This window comes from Pseudomonas sivasensis (genome assembly GCF_021391435.1).
Classification (GTDB): domain Bacteria; phylum Pseudomonadota; class Gammaproteobacteria; order Pseudomonadales; family Pseudomonadaceae; genus Aquipseudomonas; species Aquipseudomonas sivasensis.
Map to the genome: position 1 here is coordinate 5,744,670 of NZ_CP090029.1, position 22,093 is coordinate 5,766,762.

A 22,093-nucleotide genomic window follows, 5' to 3' on the forward strand; every position below is an offset into this window, starting at 1 on the left:
CCCTTGATAGCGGTGGGCCAGTCACTTTATTTATCGACTGACACTCCCTCATCGGGGGCAAGCCCCCTCCCACATGGGCCTTTCATTTCAATCAGACGACAGCGTTGTAGAACTGCTCGCTGCTCTTCTGCTCGACCAACGCCTGCTCAATCGCCGCTTGATGCACTTCATCGGCGTGCTCTTCACGGGCTTCCGGCAGGATGCCCAGGCGCGAGAACAGTTGCATGTCCTTGTCGGCCTGCGGGTTGGCGGTGGTCAGCAGTTTGTCGCCGTAGAAAATCGAGTTGGCGCCGGCGAAAAACGCCAGGGCCTGCATCTGCTCGTTCATGGCTTCACGGCCGGCGGACAGCCGCACATGGGACTGAGGCATCAGGATGCGCGCCACGGCGAGCATTCGGATGAAGTCGAACGGGTCGATGTCTTCGGCGTTTTCCAGCGGCGTACCGGCGACTTTCACCAGCATGTTGATCGGCACCGACTCCGGATGCTCCGGGAGGTTGGCCAACTGGATCAGCAGGTTGGCACGGTCGTCGAGGGACTCGCCCATGCCGAGGATGCCGCCGGAACAGATCTTCATCCCCGAATCACGTACATAGGCCAGGGTTTGCAGGCGCTCGCTGTAGGTGCGGGTGGTGATGATGCTGCCGTAGAACTCCGGCGAGGTGTCCAGGTTGTGGTTGTAGTAGTCGAGGCCGGCCTGGGCCAGGGCTTCGGTCTGGTCTTGGTCAAGACGGCCGAGGGTCATGCAGGTTTCCAGGCCCATGGCCTTCACGCCTTTGACCATCTGCAGCACGTACGGCATGTCTTTGGCCGACGGGTGTTTCCAGGCGGCGCCCATGCAGAAGCGCGTCGAACCGATGGCCTTGGCGCGGGCAGCCTCTTCGAGGACCTTCTGCACTTCCATCAGCTTTTCTTTTTCCAGGCCAGTGTTGTAGTGGCCCGACTGCGGACAATATTTGCAATCTTCCGGACAGGCGCCGGTTTTGATCGACAGCAGGGTCGACACCTGCACACGGTTCGCGTCGAAATGCGCACGGTGTACGGTCTGCGCCTGGAACAACAGGTCATTGAACGGCTGCACAAACAGTGCTTTGACTTCAGCCAGGGACCAATCGTGACGCAAGGTGGCGGTGATGCTGGCGCTCATGGGCGATTCCTTGATTATGCTTTGGCAAACGCTGCGGGAAGGGCAATACCCACAGGCGCGACACGGATGCTCGGCATATTTAAGGAAGATTCATGCACTGTCAACCAAGATACAAACACGAAGTTTACATCTGGTTAAAAAACATACGCACCTGTTTAATCTGCGATGAGGCCACAGAAACAGACGATTGTGTGTGCAACGTCTGCGAAACCGAGCTGCCCTGGCTGATGGAGCACTGCCAGACCTGCGCGCTACCCTTGGCGATGGACGGTTTGATCTGCGGCCAATGCGTGAAACACCCCCCCGCCTTTAAACAAGTAATCGCCCCCTGGACCTACAGCTTTCCCGTGGACACCTTGATCAGTCGCTTCAAGCACCAGGCGCGCTGGCCCCTCGGGCATCTACTGGGGCACTTGCTGGGGCAACACCTGCGGGATCGCTTCGACAACAACGAACTCACCCGCCCAGACGTTCTGCTGCCGGTACCCATGGCCCGCCAGCGCTTGCGCGAGCGTGGTTATAACCAGGCGCTGATGCTGGCGCGCTGGCTCAGTGCCGACCTGAATATCCCCTACGATGAACACCTGTTATTACGCCCCCATGAAACCATGGCGCAACAGACCCTCGACGCCAAGGCGCGCAAACGCAACCTGCTCAACGCCTTCGCCCTGACCCCTGACGCCCTTGTACAAGGCCGCCACCTGGCGCTGGTGGACGACGTGCTCACCACCGGCGCCACCGCCCACAGCCTGGCGCGGCTGTTGATCAACGCCGGCGCGCGACAGGTGGACGTGTACTGCCTGGCCCGCACACCCAAGCCCGGCACTTGACTCTCATGTCTCACAGCCGCAACGTCCGCTCATCCCAACACAGCATATGCCCATGTCTCTTCCGACTTTACTGAGCCAACACATCGTCCGCCGCCCCCAACGCATCGCCCTGCTGGGGCATATCGCCGAACAGGGCTCCATCACCCGCGCCGCCAAGAGTGCTGGCTTGAGCTACAAGGCCGCTTGGGATGCCATTGATGAACTGAACAACCTCGCGCAAAAACCGCTGGTAGAACGCAGCGTCGGCGGCAAAGGCGGCGGCGGCGCCAGGCTCACGGCTGAAGGGGAACGGGTATTGCGCCTCTATCAACGCCTGCAAGCCTTGCAGGCAGAGGTGCTGGGCTCGGACGAAGCCGCCAGTGACTTCAATCTGCTGGGCCGTCTGATGCTGCGAACCAGCGCGCGCAACCAGTTGCATGGCCTGGTCATCAGAATTGAAAGCCATGGCCGCAACGACCTGATTCATTTGCAACTCGCGGGTGGATTGACCCTCGCGGCGCAAATCACCCACGACAGCACACAACGGCTGGAGCTGGAGATCGGCGTGGAAGTCGTCGCGCTGATCAAGGCTGGCTGGCTGGAATTGCTGGCACCGGATGGCGCCGTAACACTCGGACACAATTGTATGAGCGGGACACTAGACGCCATTCTCCACGCCGAGGACGGTCCCAGCGAAGTGCGTATCGCCCTGCCCAATGGCCAGGTTTTATGCGCCCTGGCGCAGCCCGACGTACTCATCGCCCTGGACGCCGCCGAAGGCCAGGCGATCCAAGTGCAATTTGCCCCCAGTCATGTGCTGCTCGGCACACCGGTCTGAGCCGCAGAGTTCTTCAAACTGCAACAACTTCGTCACACCCGCTCCTTATGGTGTCTGCAAAAACCGCAGGGAGCCTGAGATGAGCCTATTAGAAGAAAACCAAGCCACCGACCTTGAACAGATGGTTGGCCTCACCCGCCGCCGCTTCATCGGCGCCGGCGCCCTGTGCGGTGCCGCGATGTTCCTGGGCGGCAACCTGCTGAGCCGCAGCGCACTGGCCGTGAACGCCGCGTCCGCCAGCCCGCTGCTGGGGTTTGCCAGCATCGCTGCCGCCACCAGCGACACCATCACCTTGCCGCCGGGCTACAGCGCCTCGGTGCTGATCAGTTGGGGCCAGCCGCTGCACAAAAGCGCGCCGGCTTTCGACCCTTCCGGCAACGGCACGGCCAAGGCCCAGGAACAGCAATTCGGCGACAACAACGATGGCATGAGCCTGTTCGCCTTCCCCGGCGACGACAACCGCGCGCTGATGGCGATCAACAACGAATACACCAATTACCGCTATCTCTACGCCCACGGCGGCGCGCCGCAATCGGCGGAAGATGTGCACAAGGCCCAGGCCAGCGAAGGCGTGTCGGTAATTGAAGTGCGGCGCAAGGGTGACACCTGGCAGTTCGTTCAGGACTCGCGTTACAACCGCCGTATCCACGGCAACTCGCCAATCCGCCTGAGCGGCCCGGCTGCTGGCCACGACTGGCTGAAAACTAGCGCCGACAAATCCGGCAAGAAAGCCCTCGGTACCTTCCAGAACTGCGCTAACGGCAAGACACCGTGGGGCACTTATCTGACGTGTGAAGAGAACTTCACCGACTGCTTCGGCAGCAGCAACCCACAACAAACTTTCGACGCCGGACAGAAACGCTACGGCGTGGTGGCCGCCAGTAAAGACATCAACTGGCACCAGCACGACCCACGCTTCGACTTGGCCAAGAACCCCAACGAACTCAATCGTCATGGCTGGGTGGTGGAAATCGACCCATTCGACCCGCAATCCACCCCGGCCAAACGCACGGCTTTGGGCCGCTTCAAGCACGAAAACGCCGCCCTCGCTGAAACCCGCGACGGCCGCGCGGTGGTGTACATGGGCGACGACGAGCGCGGTGAGTTCATCTACAAGTTCGTCAGCCGCGACAAGATCAACCACAAGAACCCCAAGGCCAACAAAGACTTGCTCGACCACGGCACCTTGTACGTGGCGATCTTCGACGCGGGCAACGGCGATGCCGATCATCCCAAGGGCAAAGGCCAGTGGGTCGAGTTGACCCATGGAAAAAACGGTATCGATGCCAGCAGCGGTTTCGCCAACCAGGCAGAAGTGCTGATCCACGCGCGCCTGGCCGCCAGTGTGGTCAAAGCCACGCGCATGGACCGCCCGGAATGGATCGTGGTCAGCCCCACCGATGGCCAGGTTTACTGCACCCTGACCAACAACGCCAAGCGCGGCGAAGACGGCCAACCGGTAGGCGGCCCCAACCCACGGGAAAAGAACGTCTACGGCCAGATCCTGCGCTGGAAAGCCAATGCCGATGACCACGGCGCGGCCGATTTCAGCTGGGACTTGTTTGTGGTCGCCGGCAACCCCGGCGTACACGCGGGCAAGCCCAAGGGCGGATCGTCCAACATCAACCCGCAGAACATGTTCAACAGCCCCGACGGCCTGGGCTTCGACAAGGCCGGACGCCTGTGGATCCTCACCGATGGCGATTACAGCAACGCGGGCGACTTTGCCGGGATGGGCAACAACCAGATGCTCTGCGCCGACCCGGTCACCGGAGAAATCCGCCGCTTCATGGTCGGGCCGGTGGCGTGTGAAGTGACGGGTATCAGCTTCTCACCGGATCAGAAGACGTTGTTTGTGGGGATTCAGCATCCGGGGGAAACCGGCGGCTCGACTTGGCCGGAGCATCTGCCGAATGGCAAGCCGCGTTCGTCGGTGATAGCGATTCGGCGAGATGATGGCGGGATTGTCGGCGCCTGATAGACCGCTATCGGGGGCAAGCGTCCTCCCACATCAGACCGCATTCCTACAGGATAAACGCGGTCACCTGTGGGAGGGCGCTTGCCCCCGATGACAATGGCACAGGCGCCCCCTATCTCAGGCTTGGTGCGTTACCATACCCGGCCGGAAGCGGCGCCCTGCTGCCCGCAGGAGTTCCCATGGCCCATCCGTTTGAAACCCTCACCCCTGACCTCGTGCTCGACGCCGTCGAAAGCATCGGTTTCCTCAGCGATGCTCGTGTTCTGGCGCTCAACAGCTACGAAAACCGCGTGTATCAGGTGGGTATCGAAGACGGTGAACCGCTGATCGCCAAGTTCTATCGCCCTCAACGCTGGACCAACGACGCGATCCTTGAAGAACACCGCTTCACCTTCGAGCTGGCCGACTGCGAAGTGCCAGTAGTCGCGCCATTGATCCACAACGGCGAGAGCCTGTTCGAACACGCCGGTTTCCGCTTCACCTTGTTCCCTCGCCGTGGCGGCCGTGCGCCAGAGCCCGGCAACCTTGATCAACTGTATCGACTCGGGCAACTGCTCGGCCGTTTGCACGCGGTGGGTTCGACCCGCCCGTTCGAACACCGTGAAGCCCTGGGCGTGAAGAACTTCGGTCACGATTCACTCAACACGCTGCTCGAAGGCAATTTCATTCCCAAAAGCCTGCTGCCGGCCTACGAGTCCGTTGCCCGCGACCTGCTCAAGCGTGTGGAAGAGGTCTACAAGGCCACACCGCACAAGAACATCCGCATGCACGGCGATTGCCACCCCGGCAACATGATGTGCCGCGACGAGATGTTCCATATCGTCGACCTGGATGACTGCCGTATGGGGCCGGCGGTGCAGGACCTGTGGATGATGCTCGCTGGCGACCGTCAGGAATGCCTGGGCCAACTGTCCGAGTTGATGGACGGCTATCAGGAATTCCACGATTTCGACCCGCGGGAATTGGCGCTCATCGAACCGCTGCGCGCCCTGCGCCTGATGCACTACAGCGCTTGGCTGGCGCGGCGTTGGGACGATCCCGCCTTCCCCCACAGCTTCCCGTGGTTCGGCAGCGAGCGGTATTGGGGTGATCAGGTGCTGGCACTGCGCGAGCAGCTTTCGGCGCTCAATGAAGAGCCGCTCAAACTCTTCTGATTGCTTTCGAACGTGGGAGGGGGCTTGCACCCTCCTACACTAAGCAGACCTCATTACCAAGCCAGTCCCATTGCCTGACAAATATCCTTACAATCGCGCTTTGTTAGCTGCCTAAGCAAGGATTCTGCAATGCACGCCGCCAACCCCCGCAAGGGGTACATCCTGGGCCTGAGCGCCTATGTCATCTGGGGCTTGTTCCCGCTCTACTTCAAAGCCATCGCCAGCGTACCCGCCGCCGAGATCATCGTTCACCGTGTGCTGTGGTCGGCGTTGTTCGGTGGCTTGCTGTTGATGGTGTGGAAGCATCCCGGTTGGTTCCGCGAGCTGCGCGACAACCCCCAGCGTCTGGCGATCCTTGCCCTCAGCGGTTCGTTGATTGCCGGTAACTGGCTGACGTATGTGTGGTCGGTGAACAGTGGCCGCATGCTGGAAGCCAGCCTGGGTTACTACATCAACCCGTTGGTGAATGTACTGCTGGGCATGTTGCTTCTCGGCGAACGCTTGCGTCGCCTGCAATGGGCTGCCGTGGGCCTGGCCGCAGTGGGCGTGGCGCAACAGGTGTGGCAAGTGGGCAGTTTGCCGTGGGTGTCGTTGGTGCTGGCGCTGACCTTTGGCTTCTACGGCCTGATCCGCAAACAGGCACCGGTCAAGGCGCTACCAGGGCTGGTGGTGGAAACCTGGATGCTGGTGCCAATTGCCGTCGCGTGGCTGCTGTTCAACCCCTCCGCCCACAGTGCGCAACTGGCGTTCTGGAGTACGTCCGAAGCCTGGTGGCTGGTGGCCGCGGGTCCGGTAACGCTCATCCCGCTGGTGTGCTTCAACGCCGCCGCACGGCATTTGCCGTACACCGCGCTGGGTTTCTTGCAGTACGTCGCGCCGACCCTGGTGTTGCTCGAAGCCGTACTGCTGTTCGGCGAACACCTGGCGCCAAGCACGCTGATTGCCTTCGCCTTTATCTGGGCTGGGTTGGTGGTCTACAGCGTGGACGCCTGGCTGACCGTGCGCAAACGCTGATCAAATAACGTACAGCATCCTGCAAGCCACAGCCGGCATGGCTTGCAGGCATTCACCCCAAGGTTATCCACAGGCCCATGCAAGATTTCCATGCATAACCTTGTGGACAAATTATTCCTCGTTACGCAGCTCCACCATCAAGTCATCGGCCAAGGTTTCCAGGGATTGCTGCAAGCTCTCCAGGGACAACGATGGTGGCACCTGCAACAACGCTTCAGCTGTGAACAGCGGGTCGCCACTCATAGGGGCCGGGCGCACATCCGTGCTCAAGCGCTCCAGGTTCACGCCCTGCTGACTCAATAACGCCGTGATCTCACGCACGATGCCCGAACGGTCATTGCCCACCAACGTCATCACAATTGGTTTGGACGCCGAGGCCTGCCCAGTGCTGCCCTCACCCACCAGCACGCGAATGCCGTGTGTGGATAAGTCCTCCAGCGCCCCCAATAACGCCTGACGGCTTTCCGTAGGTACGCTGACCCGCAGGATCCCAGCAAACTGCCCGGCCATATGGGCCATGCGGCTTTCCAGCCAGTTGCCACCGTGGGCGGCAATGTTCTGCGCGATGCGCTCGACCAGGCCGGGTTTGTCGGCGGCGATAATTGTGAGTACAAGATGGTCCATGGCGAAGCCCTCTGAATTCAATCTACAAGGTGGACCCGGGGGCCCACGAAAACAAATCGTGTACCATTTTTATATTTATCTGGAACAATCTAATAGTTTTTTGAGAACATCCTGTTCTCCGCTGTGACCGTACGACCAAAGTGGGTCGCTAAACGACGTATTTAGTCTAATTTTCACAACCGCAAGTCATCATGTAGTATGCCCAACCGTGCACTACATAATGAAAATCTGAAAAAGCGCATAAGCTCCGCAGAGTGAGGCAAGCAATGACTGAACACGTTCAAGTCGGTGGCCTGCAGGTCGCCAAAGTCCTGTTCGACTTCGTGAACAACGAAGCCATTCCCGGTACCGGCATCACTGCCGACCAGTTCTGGGCCGGCGCCGACAAGGTCATCCATGACCTGGCACCGAAGAACAAAGCCCTACTCGCCAAACGCGACGATTTCCAGGCGCGCATCGATACCTGGCACCAGACCCATGCCGGCCAGGCTCACGACCCGGTGGCCTACAAAGCCTTCCTGCAAGACATCGGATACCTGCTGCCAGAAGCCGCAGACTTCCAGGCTTCGACCCAAAACGTCGATGACGAAATCGCCCGTATGGCCGGCCCACAGCTGGTGGTGCCGGTGATGAATGCCCGTTTCGCCCTCAACGCCTCTAATGCGCGCTGGGGTTCGCTGTACGACGCGCTGTATGGCACCGACGCCATCAGCGAAGCCGACGGCGCCGAGAAGGGCAAGGGCTACAACAAAGTGCGTGGCGACAAAGTGATTGCCTTCGCCCGTGCCTTCCTCGACGAAGCCGCGCCGCTCAGCGCCGGCAGCCACGTCGATTCCACCGGTTACAAGATCGTCGACGGCACGTTGATCGTCAGCCTCAAGGGCGGCAGCAACAGCGGCCTGCGTGACGATGCGCAACTGATCGGCTTCCAGGGCCCGGCGGCCGAGCCGATTGCGATCCTGCTCAAACACAACGGCCTGCACTTCGAAATCCAGATCGACGCCAGCACCCCGGTCGGCCAGACCGACGCTGCCGGCGTGAAAGACGTACTGATGGAAGCTGCGCTCACCACCATCATGGACTGCGAAGACTCCGTCGCCGCCGTGGATGCCGACGACAAAGTGGTGATCTACCGCAACTGGCTCGGCCTGATGAAGGGCGACTTGGCCGAAGAAGTGGCCAAGGGCGGCAAGACCTTCACCCGTACCATGAACCCTGACCGTGTCTACACCGGCATCGACGGTCAGGACGTGACGTTGCATGGCCGTTCGCTGTTGTTCGTGCGCAACGTTGGTCACTTGATGACCATCGACGCGATCCTCGACAAGAACGGCGATGAAGTGCCGGAAGGCATCCTCGACGGCCTGGTCACCAGCCTGGCGGCGGTCCACAGCCTCAACGGCAACAACACCCGCAAGAACAGCCGCACCGGCTCGGTGTACATCGTGAAGCCGAAAATGCACGGTCCGGAAGAGGCCGCGTTTACCAACGAGCTGTTCGGTCGCATCGAAGACGTGCTGAACCTGCCGCGCAACACCCTCAAGGTCGGGATCATGGACGAGGAGCGCCGCACCACGGTCAACCTCAAGGCCTGCATCAAGGCGGCCAGCGAGCGCGTGGTGTTTATTAACACCGGCTTCCTGGACCGCACCGGCGACGAAATCCACACCTCCATGGAAGCTGGCGCGATGGTGCGCAAGGCCGCCATGAAGGCCGAAAAATGGATCGGCGCTTACGAGAACTGGAACGTCGATATCGGCTTGAGCACGGGCCTGCAAGGCCGCGCACAGATCGGTAAAGGCATGTGGGCGATGCCCGACCTGATGGCCGCGATGCTCGAACAGAAAATCGCTCACCCATTGGCCGGTGCCAACACCGCCTGGGTACCGTCGCCTACGGCGGCTGCGCTGCACGCCCTGCACTATCACAAGGTTGACGTATTCGCCCGCCAAGCCGAACTGGCCACGCGCGAGCGCGCCTCGGTGGACGACATCCTGACCATCCCACTGGCCAGCAACACCGATTGGTCCGAGGAAGAAATCCGCAACGAGCTGGACAACAACGCCCAGGGCATCCTCGGCTACGTGGTCCGCTGGATCGACCAAGGCGTCGGCTGCTCCAAAGTGCCGGACATCAACGATGTGGGCCTGATGGAAGACCGCGCCACCCTGCGTATTTCCAGCCAGCACATCGCCAACTGGTTGCGCCACGGCATCGTCAACGAAGCCCAGGTGATGGAAAGCCTCAAGCGCATGGCGCCAGTGGTGGACCGTCAGAACGCAGGGGACGCGCTGTATCGCCCACTGGCCCCGGACTTCGACAGCAACATCGCGTTCCAGGCAGCGGTGGAGTTGGTGATTGAAGGGACCAAGCAACCCAACGGTTACACCGAGCCGGTGTTGCACCGTCGGCGTCGGGAGTTCAAGGCTAAAAACGGCCTGTAAATGAAAAAGCCCTGATCGAGAGATCAGGGCTTTTTCTTTGGGACTGTGTTGTGGATGTACGCGGTCAACTGTGGGACGGGGCTTGCTCCCGATGAGGCCCGTGCAGATACCGCAAAAATCAGGAAGCCATCCCCAACTCGCGCTTGACCAGTTTCGCTAACTTCACGCTGTCGATCGGCTTGAGCAAAAAGTCCACCACACTCAAATGCATCGCATCGATCACATCCGGCGCTTCGGCGTCCCCCGACATGATGATGATCGGCAGCGCCGCGCGGGTGGATTCGCGCACTTGGCGGATCAACTCCAGGCCATTGCTCGGTGCCATGCGCAAGTCGGTGATCAGCAAACCGATGGAGCTGCTGGATTTCAACAAATTCCACGCTGCCTCACCACTCTCGGCAGTCATGCAGCGAATACCGTCCAGAGCAAGGATCTCCGCCAGCAGTTCTCGCGCATCCTTGTCGTCATCGACAATCAGCACGCGTTGCGGCGGTAAATCAGGCTCCAGCATCACGGCGCTCAGGGCCTCGCGCTCGGCATCACTCAAAATATCGTGGTCGGACATACGGTTCTCAACAATTTTCATCAATCTCCCAGCACACTCGTCAGACATCTGCGGAAGGGCGATCAATGTGCACTTCGTCGGAAAGTTTGACTAGTGGGTGTTCCACGGGGTTTGGACGATATTCATGTAAGGTTTTTCCCTAGCTCTACGCTGTTTTCATCGACCTAGACTTACGTCCAATGGGCACCTATCGCGTAGGAGTCGACCATGCAGGACGATAACGACAAAAAAACTGCGGTCACTGTTATGAGTAAAGCTGATGCTTTCACGCAGGCGGGTAAAACCGCCGTGTTGCAGAACATCCACGGCACTTTGCAATTCCTGCAACGTTTCCCGCCATTCAATCAAATGGAAAATGCGCACCTGGCATTTCTGGTTGAACAGTGTCAATTACGTTTCTTCGGCCCTGGCGAGAGCATTCTCAAGCCGTCGGGCGGGCCGGTGGAGCACTTTTACATCGTCAAACAAGGCCGCGTCGTGGGCGAACGACCGGACTCGGCAGAAACCACCTTCGAAATCACCACTGGCGAGTGCTTCCCCCTTGCTGCGCTTTTAGGTGAACGAGCCACGCGCACCGAGCATAAAGCCGCCGAAGACACCTTCTGCCTGCAACTGAACAAGCCCGCCTTTATCAAACTGTTTGCCCTCTCCAGCCCGTTTCGCGACTTTGCCCTGCGCGGCGTCAGCAGCCTGCTGGATCAGGTCAACCAGCAAGTGCAGCAAAAAGCCGTGGAAACCCTAGGCACGCAGTATTCGCTCAATACCCGTCTGGGCGAATTGGCCATGCGCCACCCGGTAATGTGCAGCCCGGACACGCCGCTGCGCGAAGCGGTGACGCTGATGCACGAGCAACAGGTGGGCAGCATTGTGATCGTCGACGTCCATCAGTCGCCCCTGGGGATTTTTACCCTGCGCGACCTGCGCCAAGTGGTCGCCGACGGCACCAGCGATTTCACCCAGGCGATCGACAGTCACATGACCCAGGCGCCGTTTTTCCTGACCCCGGACCACAGCGCATTCGACGCCGCCATCGCCATGACCGAACGGCATATCGCCCACGTGTGCCTGGTCAAGGACCAGCGCCTGTGTGGCGTGGTATCCGAACGCGATCTGTTTTCCCTGCAACGGGTCGATCTGGTGCACCTGGCCCGCACCATCCGCAATGCGCCCCGGGTGGAGAACCTGGTGGCAATTCGCGGCGAGATTGGCCAGTTGGTCGAGCGGATGCTCGCCCATGGCGCGTCATCCACCCAGATCACTCACATCATTACCCTGCTCAACGATCACACGGTGTGTCGAGTAATCGAGTTGACCCTCGCCGAAAAAGGCGACCCCGGCGTGCCGTTCAGTTGGTTGTGTTTCGGCAGCGAAGGCCGCCGCGAGCAGACGCTGTACACCGACCAGGACAACGGCATTCTGTTCGAGGCCAAGGACGCGGTGGAGGCCGCCGAGATTCGCGGTCGGTTGCTGCCCCTGGCGCAGCAGATCAACCAGAGCTTGGCGCTGTGCGGGTTCAGCCTGTGCAAGGGCAATATCATGGCTGGCAACCCCGAGCTGTGCCTATCGCGGGCGGAATGGGCGCGGCGGTTTGCGGCGTTTATTCGTGAAGCAACGCCGGAGAACCTGTTGGGTTCGAGCATCTATTTTGATCTGCGGGTGGTGTGGGGCGATGAACAGGGGGGCGATTTTTTGCGCCAAAACGTCCTGGATCAGGTCGCAGATAACCGGCTGTTTCAACGCATGCTTGCCGAGAACGCCTTGCGCCAACGGCCACCTGTAGGACGTTTCCGCGAATTCGTGCTGACACGCAAAAGCGGTGAAAAAGCCACGCTCGACCTCAAGGTGCAGGGCCTCACACCGTTTGTCGACGGCGCGCGCCTGCTGGCGCTGGCCAATGGCATCCACGCCAACAACACCCTGGAGCGTCTGCGCCAGTTGGTGGCCAAGGAAGTCATCGAACCGCTGGACGGCGCCGCGTATGAAGAGGCGTACCACTTTATCCAGCAAACCCGCATGCAACAGCACCAGTTACAGACCCGCGAGAACCAGCCGTATTCCAACCGCGTCGACCCCGATAGCCTCAACCACCTGGACCGCCGCATTCTGCGCGAATCCCTGCGCCAGGCCCAACGCCTGCAAAGCAGCCTGACGTTGCGGTATCAACTGTGAGTTTATTCGACTGGTTACGTGCGAAAAAACCTGGCCTTGATGCCGCGCAACAACGGCGCCTGGTGCAACTGTCCAAGCCTGCGGCATTGGGCGATAACCCACTGCGTACCCAACGCTGGGTGGTGGTGGATCTGGAAACCAGCGGCCTGAATCTCAACCGTGACCAAGTGCTGTCCATCGGCGCGGTGGTGATCGAAGACGGCGCGGTGGACTTTTCACAGCTGTTCGAACGCACCCTGCAGCGCGCCGAAACAAAGCTCAGCCCCAGCGTGTTGATCCATGGTCTGGGGCCCAGCGCCATCGCCGCTGGCAGTGATCCGGTGGAAGCGCTGCTGGACTTCATGGCATTTGTCGGCGACAGCCCATTGCTGGCCTTCCATGCACCGTTCGACCAGCACATGCTCGGCCGCGCACTCAAGGACAGCCTGGGTTATCGCCTGGCGCATCCGTTTCTGGATGTGGCCGACATCGCCCCACTGCTGTGCCCCGAGGCGCCTATCCGCGAAGCCGGGCTGGACGACTGGATAAACCATTTCAAACTGCACGTGGGCGAACGCCATCACGCCAGCGCCGACGCCCTGGCCACGGCGGAGCTGATGCTTATCTTATTCAGTCGTGCGCGACAACAGCAGATCGACTCCCCGAAGGCGCTTCAGGAGCGCTTGAGCCAATGGAAACGGCGCAAGCAAGCGCCCTCTTTCTAACCACTTAATAAATGACCTTTAGGTGAAAGGGCTTTCATTGTGGTGAGCGGGCTTGCCCCGCGCTGGGCTGCGGAGCAGCCCTAATCCAGGCACCGCGTTTCTTCAGTCATAACCCATTGGCAGGTGTTGGGGCCGCTTCGCAGCCCAGCGCGGGGCAAGCCCGCTCACCACAGAAAATCTAGTCACCACAGAAAGCCCCCTCACAACAGAAAACCTACTCACCACAGAAAGCCCCCTCACAACAGAAAACCTGCTCACCACAGAAATCCTGCTCACCACAAAGAGCCCGTCTCACCAGGCAACGCTCATCTACCAATGAGATGTCATTAAGCCTTCAACCCGACGGACGCCAATTGCGCCCATCCCACGCCTCTGACACAATCGCGAATAATTCTCGTTAGTTTAAACCCCTTGTTTATTCGGTGATGCCTTGTCGTCGGTCCAGAACCCACACAGTGAGCTTGTTGGCGCGTTGTATCGCGACCATCGTGGCTGGCTGTTGGCCTGGCTGCGGCGTAATGTGGCCTGCCCGAGTCGCGCCGAAGACCTGAGTCAGGACACCTTCATGCGCCTGCTGAGCCGTGACGAGCTGCGCGCACCCCGCGAGCCACGGGCATTTCTGGTGGCGATCGCCAAAGGCTTGCTGTTCGACTACTTCCGTCGCGCCGCCTTGGAACAGGCCTATCTCGCCGAATTAATGCTAGTCCCGGAAAGCGAACACCCTTCTGCGGAAGAACAGCAACTTATCCTGGAAGACCTCAAGGCCATCGACCGCCTGCTCGGCAAGCTGTCGAGCAAGGCCCGCGCCGCGTTCCTCTATAACCGCCTCGACGGCCTGGGCCACGCGGAAATCGCCCAGCGCCTCGGCGTGTCAGTACCCCGTGTGCGCCAATACCTGGCCCAGGGCATTCGCCAGTGCTACATCGCGTTGTATGGCGAACCGTTGTGAGTGCCATCAGCTCAAAACCGGTCTCCGCCCGTGTGCTGGATGCGGCGATTGCCTGGCAGCTGTCCCTGGATTCCGGCGACGGCAGCGCGGTGGAACGTGAAGAGTTCAGCAAATGGTTGGCCAGCAATGAAGAACACGCTCGCGCCTGGCGCCAGTTGGGGATGCTCGACCAGCGCTTTGGCGTGGCCTCGGGCCCGGCGCGGGCGGCGTTGTTGCAATCGCGTGAAGGTATTCGCCAACGGGTGCGCAAGCTCGGTACTGGCCTGGCGAGTATCGCGCTGGTGTGCGGTTTGGCGTTGTTTGCCGGCGAGCGTTATGTGCCGATCCACTATTGGCTGGCCGACCAACGCACCGCCACCGGCGAACAGCGCACGCTGAAACTGGCGGACGGCACGCAGATCAACCTCAATACCCACAGCGCCATCGACGTACGCTTTGATGAAAAACGCCGGCTGATCGTGTTGCAGGAAGGAGAAATCCTCGTCGAGACCGGCCACAACGACGCGCGCCCGTTCTACGTGCAAACCCGCGACGGCAGCCTGCGGGCGCTGGGCACGCGGTTTATCGTCAGGCGCGAAGACGACGCCACGCGGTTGAGCGTCTTGCAATCGGCAGTCGCGGCGCAGCCGCAAGCATTGCATCAAGAACAGATTTTCAAGGAAGGCCAGCAAGTGCTGATGCGTGGCGACGGCCTCGGCCCAGCACTGGCCGTCACCCCTGCCACCGACGCCTGGACCCGCGGCATGCTGGTGGTCGACAACGCCCGCCTGGGCGATGTGGTGAATGAGCTCAGCCGCTACCGCACCGGCTACTTGGGTGTGGATAAAAACGTGGCTGACCTGCGCATCACTGGCAGCTTCCCGCTGCACGACACCACCCTTGCGCTCAACGCTCTGCTGCCGACCCTGCCGGTGCGGATCGAGCAGCACACGCCGTGGTGGGTAACGGTCACGGGTAAGCCTTAGGTTCTGGGGTGGCTGGGCTATCGCTATCGACGATTCGACTTGCCCCCGATGAGGCCCTCACACCCACCGCAAAAATATTTTGATCCTGCCCTATCACTTCTCGATTCTCGTTCGGCACATAGGCAATTGCGAATTACTTCCATTCAGGAGCCGCCCCATGTCCCGCACGCTAGACACCTTGTTGCGCCCCAGCCTGTTAGCCGTGGCCATAGCCCTCAGCGCCCCGCTGGCCAGCCCTTCACTGTTTGCCGCCGAACAAGCGTCCAGCGTGCGCGCCTACAACCTGCCGGCTGCACCGCTGGCCACCACCCTGAACCAAATCGCCAGCCAGGCCGGCATCGCGCTGACCCTCAACCCGTCGCTGGCCGCCGGCAAGACCTCGGCGCCGGTCCAGGGCCAGTTCGATGCACAAGGTGCACTGCGCGAGGCGTTGCGTGGGACTGGGTTGCAATTGGAACAGGGTGGTGCGGGGACGTTTACCTTGGTGGCGATTCCTGAGGGGGTTGTGGCGTTGCCAGAGACCAGCATCACCGGACAGGGCAGTTATGAAAGCGCATGGGGGCCGGTGGATGGTTATGTCGCCACCCGCACAGCGGCTGGCACCAAGACCGATACTCCTATCGCCGAGTTGCCTCGCTCGGTCACGGTGATCACTCGCCAGCAAATGGAAGACCGCTCCGTTCTCAACCTTAACGATGCACTGCGTTACACCGCTGGCGTGCAGAGCAGTGGCTACGGATCAGACTCGCGCAGTGACTGGCTGCTGGTACGCGGGTTTGTCCCAACCCAATTCCTTGACGGTCTGCCATTGCCCAAAGGCAACTACGCCACGCCGAAGATTGACACCTGGAACCTGGAACGCATCGCAGTCCTCCGAGGTCCGGCCTCGTCGGTCTACGGGCAAACCCCACCCGGCGGTTTGCTGGATATGGTCAGTCGCCGCCCCCAGGCCGAAAGCTCGAACGAAATTGAAGTTCAGGCAGGCAGCAATAACCACAAACAGATCAACTTCAATAGCACCGGCAAGATCGACGATGAAGGACAGTTCCTCTACCGCGTAAGCGGCGTGGTGCGCGACAGCAACACCGCCGTCGACCACATCCCGGACAAGCGCTACAACGTCGCACCCAGCCTGACGTGGAATATCAACGACGACACCAGGTTCACGCTGCTGACCCAGTTCACCCGCGACGATACGGGTATCACCGGGCAGTTCCTGCCACTGCAAGGCACCAAGTTGAGTTCACCGGCCGGCAAGATTTCCCACCACAAAAACCTTGGCGATCCGGACTGGGAATTCTATGACCGCACTTACTACGCGCTGGGTTACGCGTTCGAGACGCGCCTGAACGACACCTGGCAGTTCCACCAAAACCTGCGTTACACCAAGAATGACCTGTCCTTCCAGGGCATTACCGCCGGTGGCGCGTTCTTTCCAAATGGGCCTGAAGTTGCGGTTGATGCCGATGGCAACGTGAGTCGTTCCGCTGGCAAGGTCGATGAAAACATCGGCCAATTCGCCGTCGACAACAACTTCCAGGCAGACTTCAAGACCGGCGCAATCAATCACACCCTGCTGCTGGGTCTCGACCACCAGCGCTCCGACAGCGATGCGCGCTGGTTGTGGGGATCGGCGGGCGTGCCGACCATCAACTTCAACCGTCCGGTGTATGGGCAGGACTTCTCGAAAGTCACCTACTTCACCATGTATGACTACAACCAGAAGACCCAGCAGACCGGCCTCTACCTTCAAGACCAAATGGCCCTCGACAACTGGCGCCTGACCCTCGGCGGGCGTGAAGACTGGGTCCATACCGGCACCACGTTTCATAACCTCAACGACGCAACCAATACTCAGCGTGACAAACATTTCAGCGGTAACGCGGCGCTGAGCTATGTCTTCGACAACGGCATCACTCCGTACCTGTCCTACGCTGAATCATTCCAGGCCGGCTCGGGTACACAAGTAGCCAGCACCGGAGCATTTAAGCCCACCGAAGGCAAGCAATATGAAGCCGGTATCAAATACCAGCCTCCCGGCACCAAAGCATTATTCACCGCTGCAGTGTTCGACCTGACACAACAAAACACCTCGGTCACCGAAGGCAGCATCACTCGCCAAGTCGGTGAGGTACGGGTTCGAGGCCTTGAACTGGAAGCCAGTGCCGACGTCACCGAAAGCCTCAAGCTCGTAGGTTCCTACACCTATAACGACAGTGAAATCACCGAAGGGGTTGCGGCAGAAAAAGGCAATCGCCTGAACCAGTTGCCTCGCAACCAAGCCACAGGCTGGGCCGACTACACCTGGCACAGCGGCATGCTGGACGGGTTCGGCGTGGGTGCAGGTGTGCGCTACGTCGGCGACACCTACGGCAATGCTGCCAACACCGACCTCGGTCATGTGGGGTCCTACACCGTATATGACGCCTCCGTGCACTACGACCTGGGCCGCGTAAACAGTTCTATGAAAGGTGTGACGGTGGCGGTCGACGCCAAGAACATCTTCAACAAGGATTACCTGTCGACCTGCGACGGCTTCTACTGCTACTACGGCGACCAGCGTAACGTGGTCGCCAGCGTGAACTACAAATTTTAAGACGGTGAAAAACCGCTGATGAAGGGCCGCCTGAACTGCGGCCCTTTTGCCTTTTGGAGCCGTGATGAAAAGCAAAACCATCCGCCGCTGGTCCTTCATCCACACTTGGACCAGCCTGATCTGCACCGTATTCCTCCTGCTGCTCGCCCTCACCGGCCTGCCACTGGTGTTTCACCATGAGATCGACCATCTGCTGGGCAACGAGCCCACACTGGCGCAGATGCCTGCCGATACGCCGCAGCTCAACCTTGAGCAACTGGTCGCCAAGGCGCAGGCCCATCGCCCCGGTGAAGCCATGCAATACCTGGCGTGGGACGAGGACGACAAGAACGGTGTGATCGCGATCATGGCCGCTACTGCGGGCACTGAGCCCAATTCGTCCCACACCTTTATGCTCGACGCGCGCACCGGCGAGTCGGTGGAGATGCCTTCGGCCAATGGCGGTTTCACGCTGTTCCTGCTGCGTCTGCATGTGGACATGTTCGCCGGGCTGCCGGGCAAGTTGCTGCTGGCGTTCATGGGCGTGTTGTTTGTGCTGGCGATCATCTCCGGCACAGTGTTGTACCTGCCGTTTATGCGCCGATTGAAGTTCGCCACTGTGCGCCAGGACAAATCCACCCGCCTGCGCTGGCTGGATCTGCACAACCTGATCGGCGTGGTCACCCTGACCTGGGCGCTGGTGGTGGGCGTGACCGGCGTGATCAGCGCCTGCGCCGACCTGATCATCGCCGCGTGGCGTCAGGACAGCCTCAGCGCGATGATCGAACCGTACAAGAATGCCCCGCCGCTGACCCAGCGTGCCCCAGCAACGGAACTGCTGACCATCGCCGCCAAGGCCGCCCCCGGTATGCAGCCGGATTTTATCGCCTTCCCTGGTACACGCTTTTCCAGCGAGCATCATTACGCGGTGTTCATGAAAGGCAGCACCCACCTGACCTCGCACCTGCTCACGCCGGTGCTGATCGACGCGAGCACCCTGGCCGTCACCGCCGTTGCCGAACGGCCGTGGTACATGGACGCCATGGGCATGTCTCAGCCGCTGCACTTCGGTGACTACGGCGGCATGCCGATGAAAATCCTGTGGGCGGTGCTGGATGTGTTGACCATCGTTGTGCTGATCAGCGGGATTTATCTGTGGATCGTCCGGCGCAAGGCGGGCAAGGCATGAAGCCAAGACAGTCGAGTTTCTGGAAGGTATTTGGCATCCCGCTGGGGATTGGCCTGCTCAGCGCCGCCGGGTTGTTTGCGGCGTTGCTGGGTGATGGTCCGTGGGATTCGTTGAGTTGGGTGGGGTTGGGGATACCGGCCGCCATTGGCATGTGGGCGTTGTTCAAGCGGCGTGGCTGAGGGCGCTATCGGGGGCAAGCCCCTCCCACAGGTGTTCCGTGGTCGTCATGACAACTCGGTCAACCGTGGGAGGGGCGGTGCGACGATTCGACTTGCCCCGATGAGGCCCTCAAAAACACCCGCACTCCCCCTCGCCAGCCACCGCGCAACCCTCTAGGCTAGCCACAGTCAATTTTGAGGCTTGCCCATGTCCACTCCCAGCATGACCTTGTTCCATAACCCCGCGTCACCGTTCGTTCGTAAGGTCCGCGTGCTGCTGATCGAAACCGGCCAGCAGGATCGCGTGGCCCTGCAAGGGTGCATGCCGACCCCGGTCAACCCGGACGCGCAGGTGGTGCAAGGCAACCCCGTGGGTAAGATCCCGGCCCTGCGCCTGGCGGACGGCAGCGCGTTGCACGACAGTCGGGTGATCCTTGATTACCTCGACCACCAGCATGTTGGCAACCCGCTGATCCCCCGCGACGGCGCGGCCCGCTGGCGCCGTCTGACCCTGGCCTCGATGGCCGACGGCATCATGGATGCCGCCGTGCTGGTGCGTTATGAATCGACCCTGCGTCCGGTGGAGAAACATTGGGCGCCTTGGCTCGACGAGCAGCGCAACAAGATCCGCCGCGCCCTCGCCGAGCTGGAACAGGATGCCATCGCCGAACTGACCAGCCACTTTGACATTGCTTCGATCAGCGTGGCCTGCGCCTTGGGCTACCTCGACTTCCGTCATCCGGACATGCAGTGGCGAGTCGACAACCCTAAGCTTGCCGGCTGGTACGCCGAAGTCAGCCAGCGACCTTCGATGCTGGAGACCCAGCCGCCGGTCTAGCAAACCGCTCAGCTTTCCTGTGGTGAGTGGACGGTCTGTGGTAGTGGGCTATCCGTGGTGAGCGGGCTGTCTGTGGTAGTGGGCTGTCCGTGGTGAGCGGGCTTGCCCCGCGCTGGGCAGCGAAGCGGCCCCAAAACCTGCCAATCGGGTATTGCTGAAAAAACGCGGTGTCTGGATTAGGGCTGCTTCGCAGCCCAGCGCGGGGCAAGCCCGCTCACCACAGACAACCCGTTCACCCCAAAAAACCCACTCACCACAGACAGCCCCTTCATCCCAAAAATCCACTCACCACAGACAGCCCCTTCATCCCAAAATCCACTCACCACAGACAGCCCCTTCACCCCAAAAATCCACTCACCACAGACAGCCCCTTCACCCCAAAAATCCACTCACCACAGACAGCCCCTTCACCCCAAAAATCCACTCACCACAGACCGTCCACTCACCACAGACCGTCCACTCACCACAGACCGCTCACTCTCCACAGCCCGCCCGCTCACCACGCAAACCTCACTCACCACAACAGCGGAAAACAGCGCGTTAATTTTCTCCACCAACTGCGACCGCTCTTGCCGATCCTCTCGTAACCCACTCATTGCACCGCCTCCAGATCAAACGCCAACGGCTCGACCACCTTGCGCTTGCCCACGCCGTACCAATCCAGTTTGCGCGTCAGCACCATCACCGTTCCCAGCAGGCCGAACAACAGCAGCGAGCCCATCAGCAGCGCGTAATCCTCGGCGCTCAACAGCCCGTATAACAAGCCGTACAACGCCGCCAACCCCGCCGAAAACCCCAGGCCGTGGGCGACGCTGCGCAGCACATGGCACACATAAAAGCCGATCAACATCACACAGGCACTCGCCGAGATCAGGTACGCCAGGGCAAAACCCAAGTGCTCGGACAACGACAACAGCAGCAGGTAGAAGAACGCCAGCGCCACACCCACCAAGGCGTATTGAATCGGGTGCACTGCCAGGCTCTTGAGCACTTCGAAGAGGAAGAAGCCGGCAAAGGTCAGGGCGATGAACAGCAGCGCGTATTTGATCGCACGGTCGCTCTTGAGGTACTGGTCCACCGGATCGATGAAGTTCACCCCGAAGCTGCGGCTGTTGAAGTCCTCACAGCTGTTTTCGGACAAGCAGCCACGCAGGGCTTCTTCGAGGTTGGTGGAGAAGAACGAAGTCTGCCAGTTGGCGGTGAAGCCCTGGTCGGTGACCTCACGCTGAGCCGGCAGGAAGTTGCCGATAAAGCTCGGGTGTGGCCAGTTGGACGCGAGTGAGACCTGGCTGGTCTTGCCCACCGGCACCACTTGCAGTTGCTCGGTGCCCTGCAGGCGCAGGTCAAAGGTGAAGTCCATGGCGGCCGGTTTCTTGTTGTCCTGCGCCGGCAGTTCGACGTGTACACCTTCACCCAACCAACCGACCTGACTGCCCGGCGAGAACTCCAGGCGCTGGCTGCCCAGCTCCAGTTTCAGCGCGTTTTCGATACCGCGAATATCGCTGATGCCCACCGCCAGAAACGCCGGCTCAAAGCGGTAATCGGCATAGTTCTCGGTGATGCCCCATTGCTCCGGCAGCACAAAACGCCCGCTGATGCGATTGTCGGCGTGGAACAGCCGAGCTTGGTAAATGCCCCGTGCGCGCAGTTCTGTCTGCACCTTGCCGTCGAGTTCAAAACGCTCCGGAAGGAAATACAAACGACCACGCACTTCACGGGTTTCTTCGTAGCGCTTGTTGAGCTTTTCATTGAGCTTCCACTCACGCACGGTCTTGCGATACGGCACCACCATCACCGGGCCGGTGAGGCGTTGGGCGTAGCTGGAGCTGCGTGCGATGTCCATCAGTACGCCGTCGCGCAGTTGCTGGCGGTCGCTGATGATGCCGTTGATCATCAGCAACGGAATCAGCAACAGCAGGATCAGCAGCGCAATCGCGCCAAGTTTGAAAAGCAGGCTGCGGTTCATGGGTCTC

At 60.5% G+C, this 22,093-nt stretch carries 18 protein-coding genes; 14 read left to right on the forward strand and 4 right to left on the reverse strand.

The features are described 5' to 3' along the window. Positions 1–91: 91 nt before the first annotated feature. A complete protein-coding gene (gene bioB, locus LRO94_RS26155) occupies positions 92–1,147 on the reverse strand; it encodes a biotin synthase BioB (protein ID WP_032883922.1) in 1,056 nt (351 codons plus the stop codon). Positions 1,148–1,239: 92 nt separating this feature from the next. Here bioB and LRO94_RS26160 point away from each other — a divergent pair, with 92 nt between their 5' ends. The 5 genes from LRO94_RS26160 (at position 1,240) to rarD (ending at position 6,940) form a co-directional block, all read left to right on the forward strand. Continuing rightward, positions 1,240–1,977, forward strand: coding sequence for a ComF family protein (locus LRO94_RS26160; protein ID WP_095185061.1), 738 nt, complete (start codon positions 1,240–1,242; stop codon positions 1,975–1,977). Between the two features lie 52 nt (positions 1,978–2,029). Continuing rightward, entirely contained in the window at positions 2,030–2,794 is a 765-nt protein-coding gene (locus LRO94_RS26165; RefSeq protein ID WP_095185062.1) for a TOBE domain-containing protein, read from the forward strand. A gap of 79 nt (positions 2,795–2,873) precedes the next feature. Further along, a complete protein-coding gene (locus tag LRO94_RS26170) occupies positions 2,874–4,772 on the forward strand; it encodes a PhoX family protein (protein ID WP_032883925.1) in 1,899 nt (632 codons plus the stop codon). A gap of 179 nt (positions 4,773–4,951) precedes the next feature. Further along, positions 4,952–5,926, forward strand: coding sequence for a serine/threonine protein kinase (locus LRO94_RS26175; protein WP_032883927.1), 975 nt, complete (start codon positions 4,952–4,954; stop codon positions 5,924–5,926). 129 nt (positions 5,927–6,055) lie between these two features. Continuing rightward, positions 6,056–6,940, forward strand: a complete 885-nt coding sequence (gene rarD / locus LRO94_RS26180; protein ID WP_032883928.1) for an EamA family transporter RarD — start codon at positions 6,056–6,058, stop codon at positions 6,938–6,940. A 111-nt stretch (positions 6,941–7,051) separates the two neighbouring features. Here the strand turns inward: rarD and LRO94_RS26185 are convergent, their stop codons facing one another. Beyond that, entirely contained in the window at positions 7,052–7,564 is a 513-nt protein-coding gene (locus LRO94_RS26185; RefSeq protein WP_032883932.1) for a glycine cleavage system protein R, read from the reverse strand. A gap of 266 nt (positions 7,565–7,830) precedes the next feature. Here LRO94_RS26185 and LRO94_RS26190 point away from each other — a divergent pair, with 266 nt between their 5' ends. Beyond that, complete coding sequence (locus LRO94_RS26190; protein ID WP_032883935.1) at positions 7,831–10,008, forward strand: malate synthase G; 2,178 nt, start codon at positions 7,831–7,833, stop codon at positions 10,006–10,008. A 118-nt stretch (positions 10,009–10,126) separates the two neighbouring features. Here LRO94_RS26190 and LRO94_RS26195 read toward each other — a convergent pair whose 3' ends face one another. Continuing rightward, a complete protein-coding gene (locus LRO94_RS26195) occupies positions 10,127–10,573 on the reverse strand; it encodes a response regulator (protein ID WP_032884510.1) in 447 nt (148 codons plus the stop codon). Between the two features lie 246 nt (positions 10,574–10,819). Here LRO94_RS26195 and LRO94_RS26200 point away from each other — a divergent pair, with 246 nt between their 5' ends. The 8 genes from LRO94_RS26200 to LRO94_RS26235 all read left to right on the forward strand — a co-directional run bounded on the left by LRO94_RS26200 (position 10,820) and on the right by LRO94_RS26235 (position 20,120). Beyond that, entirely contained in the window at positions 10,820–12,742 is a 1,923-nt protein-coding gene (locus tag LRO94_RS26200; RefSeq protein ID WP_177434275.1) for a putative nucleotidyltransferase substrate binding domain-containing protein, read from the forward strand. Then, positions 12,739–13,446 (forward strand): 3'-5' exonuclease, encoded by a 708-nt coding sequence (locus LRO94_RS26205; RefSeq protein ID WP_122756320.1) that lies wholly within the window; start codon positions 12,739–12,741, stop codon positions 13,444–13,446. The genes LRO94_RS26200 and LRO94_RS26205 overlap by 4 nt, the downstream gene beginning before the upstream one ends. Before the next feature lie 430 nt (positions 13,447–13,876). After that, positions 13,877–14,395, forward strand: a complete 519-nt coding sequence (locus LRO94_RS26210; protein WP_179179808.1) for an RNA polymerase sigma factor — start codon at positions 13,877–13,879, stop codon at positions 14,393–14,395. Beyond that, on the forward strand, positions 14,392–15,360 hold the full coding sequence (locus tag LRO94_RS26215) for a FecR domain-containing protein (RefSeq protein WP_179179807.1): 969 nt from the start codon (positions 14,392–14,394) through the stop codon (positions 15,358–15,360). The genes LRO94_RS26210 and LRO94_RS26215 overlap by 4 nt, the downstream gene beginning before the upstream one ends. A 157-nt stretch (positions 15,361–15,517) precedes the next feature. After that, a complete protein-coding gene (locus LRO94_RS26220) occupies positions 15,518–17,956 on the forward strand; it encodes a TonB-dependent siderophore receptor (protein WP_179179806.1) in 2,439 nt (812 codons plus the stop codon). Positions 17,957–18,020: 64 nt separating this feature from the next. Next, positions 18,021–19,124 carry a PepSY-associated TM helix domain-containing protein gene (locus LRO94_RS26225; RefSeq protein ID WP_032883945.1) on the forward strand — a complete coding sequence of 368 codons (1,104 nt, stop codon included), beginning with the start codon at positions 18,021–18,023 and terminating at the stop codon, positions 19,122–19,124. Beyond that, positions 19,121–19,303, forward strand: coding sequence for a hypothetical protein (locus LRO94_RS26230; RefSeq protein ID WP_095185067.1), 183 nt, complete (start codon positions 19,121–19,123; stop codon positions 19,301–19,303). The genes LRO94_RS26225 and LRO94_RS26230 overlap by 4 nt, the downstream gene beginning before the upstream one ends. A gap of 187 nt (positions 19,304–19,490) precedes the next feature. Further along, positions 19,491–20,120 (forward strand): glutathione S-transferase, encoded by a 630-nt coding sequence (locus LRO94_RS26235; RefSeq protein ID WP_095185068.1) that lies wholly within the window; start codon positions 19,491–19,493, stop codon positions 20,118–20,120. A gap of 592 nt (positions 20,121–20,712) precedes the next feature. Here the strand turns inward: LRO94_RS26235 and creD are convergent. Next, complete coding sequence (creD, locus tag LRO94_RS26240) at positions 20,713–22,086, reverse strand: cell envelope integrity protein CreD (RefSeq protein ID WP_032883954.1); 1,374 nt, start codon at positions 22,084–22,086, stop codon at positions 20,713–20,715. Positions 22,087–22,093: the final 7 nt, after the last annotated feature.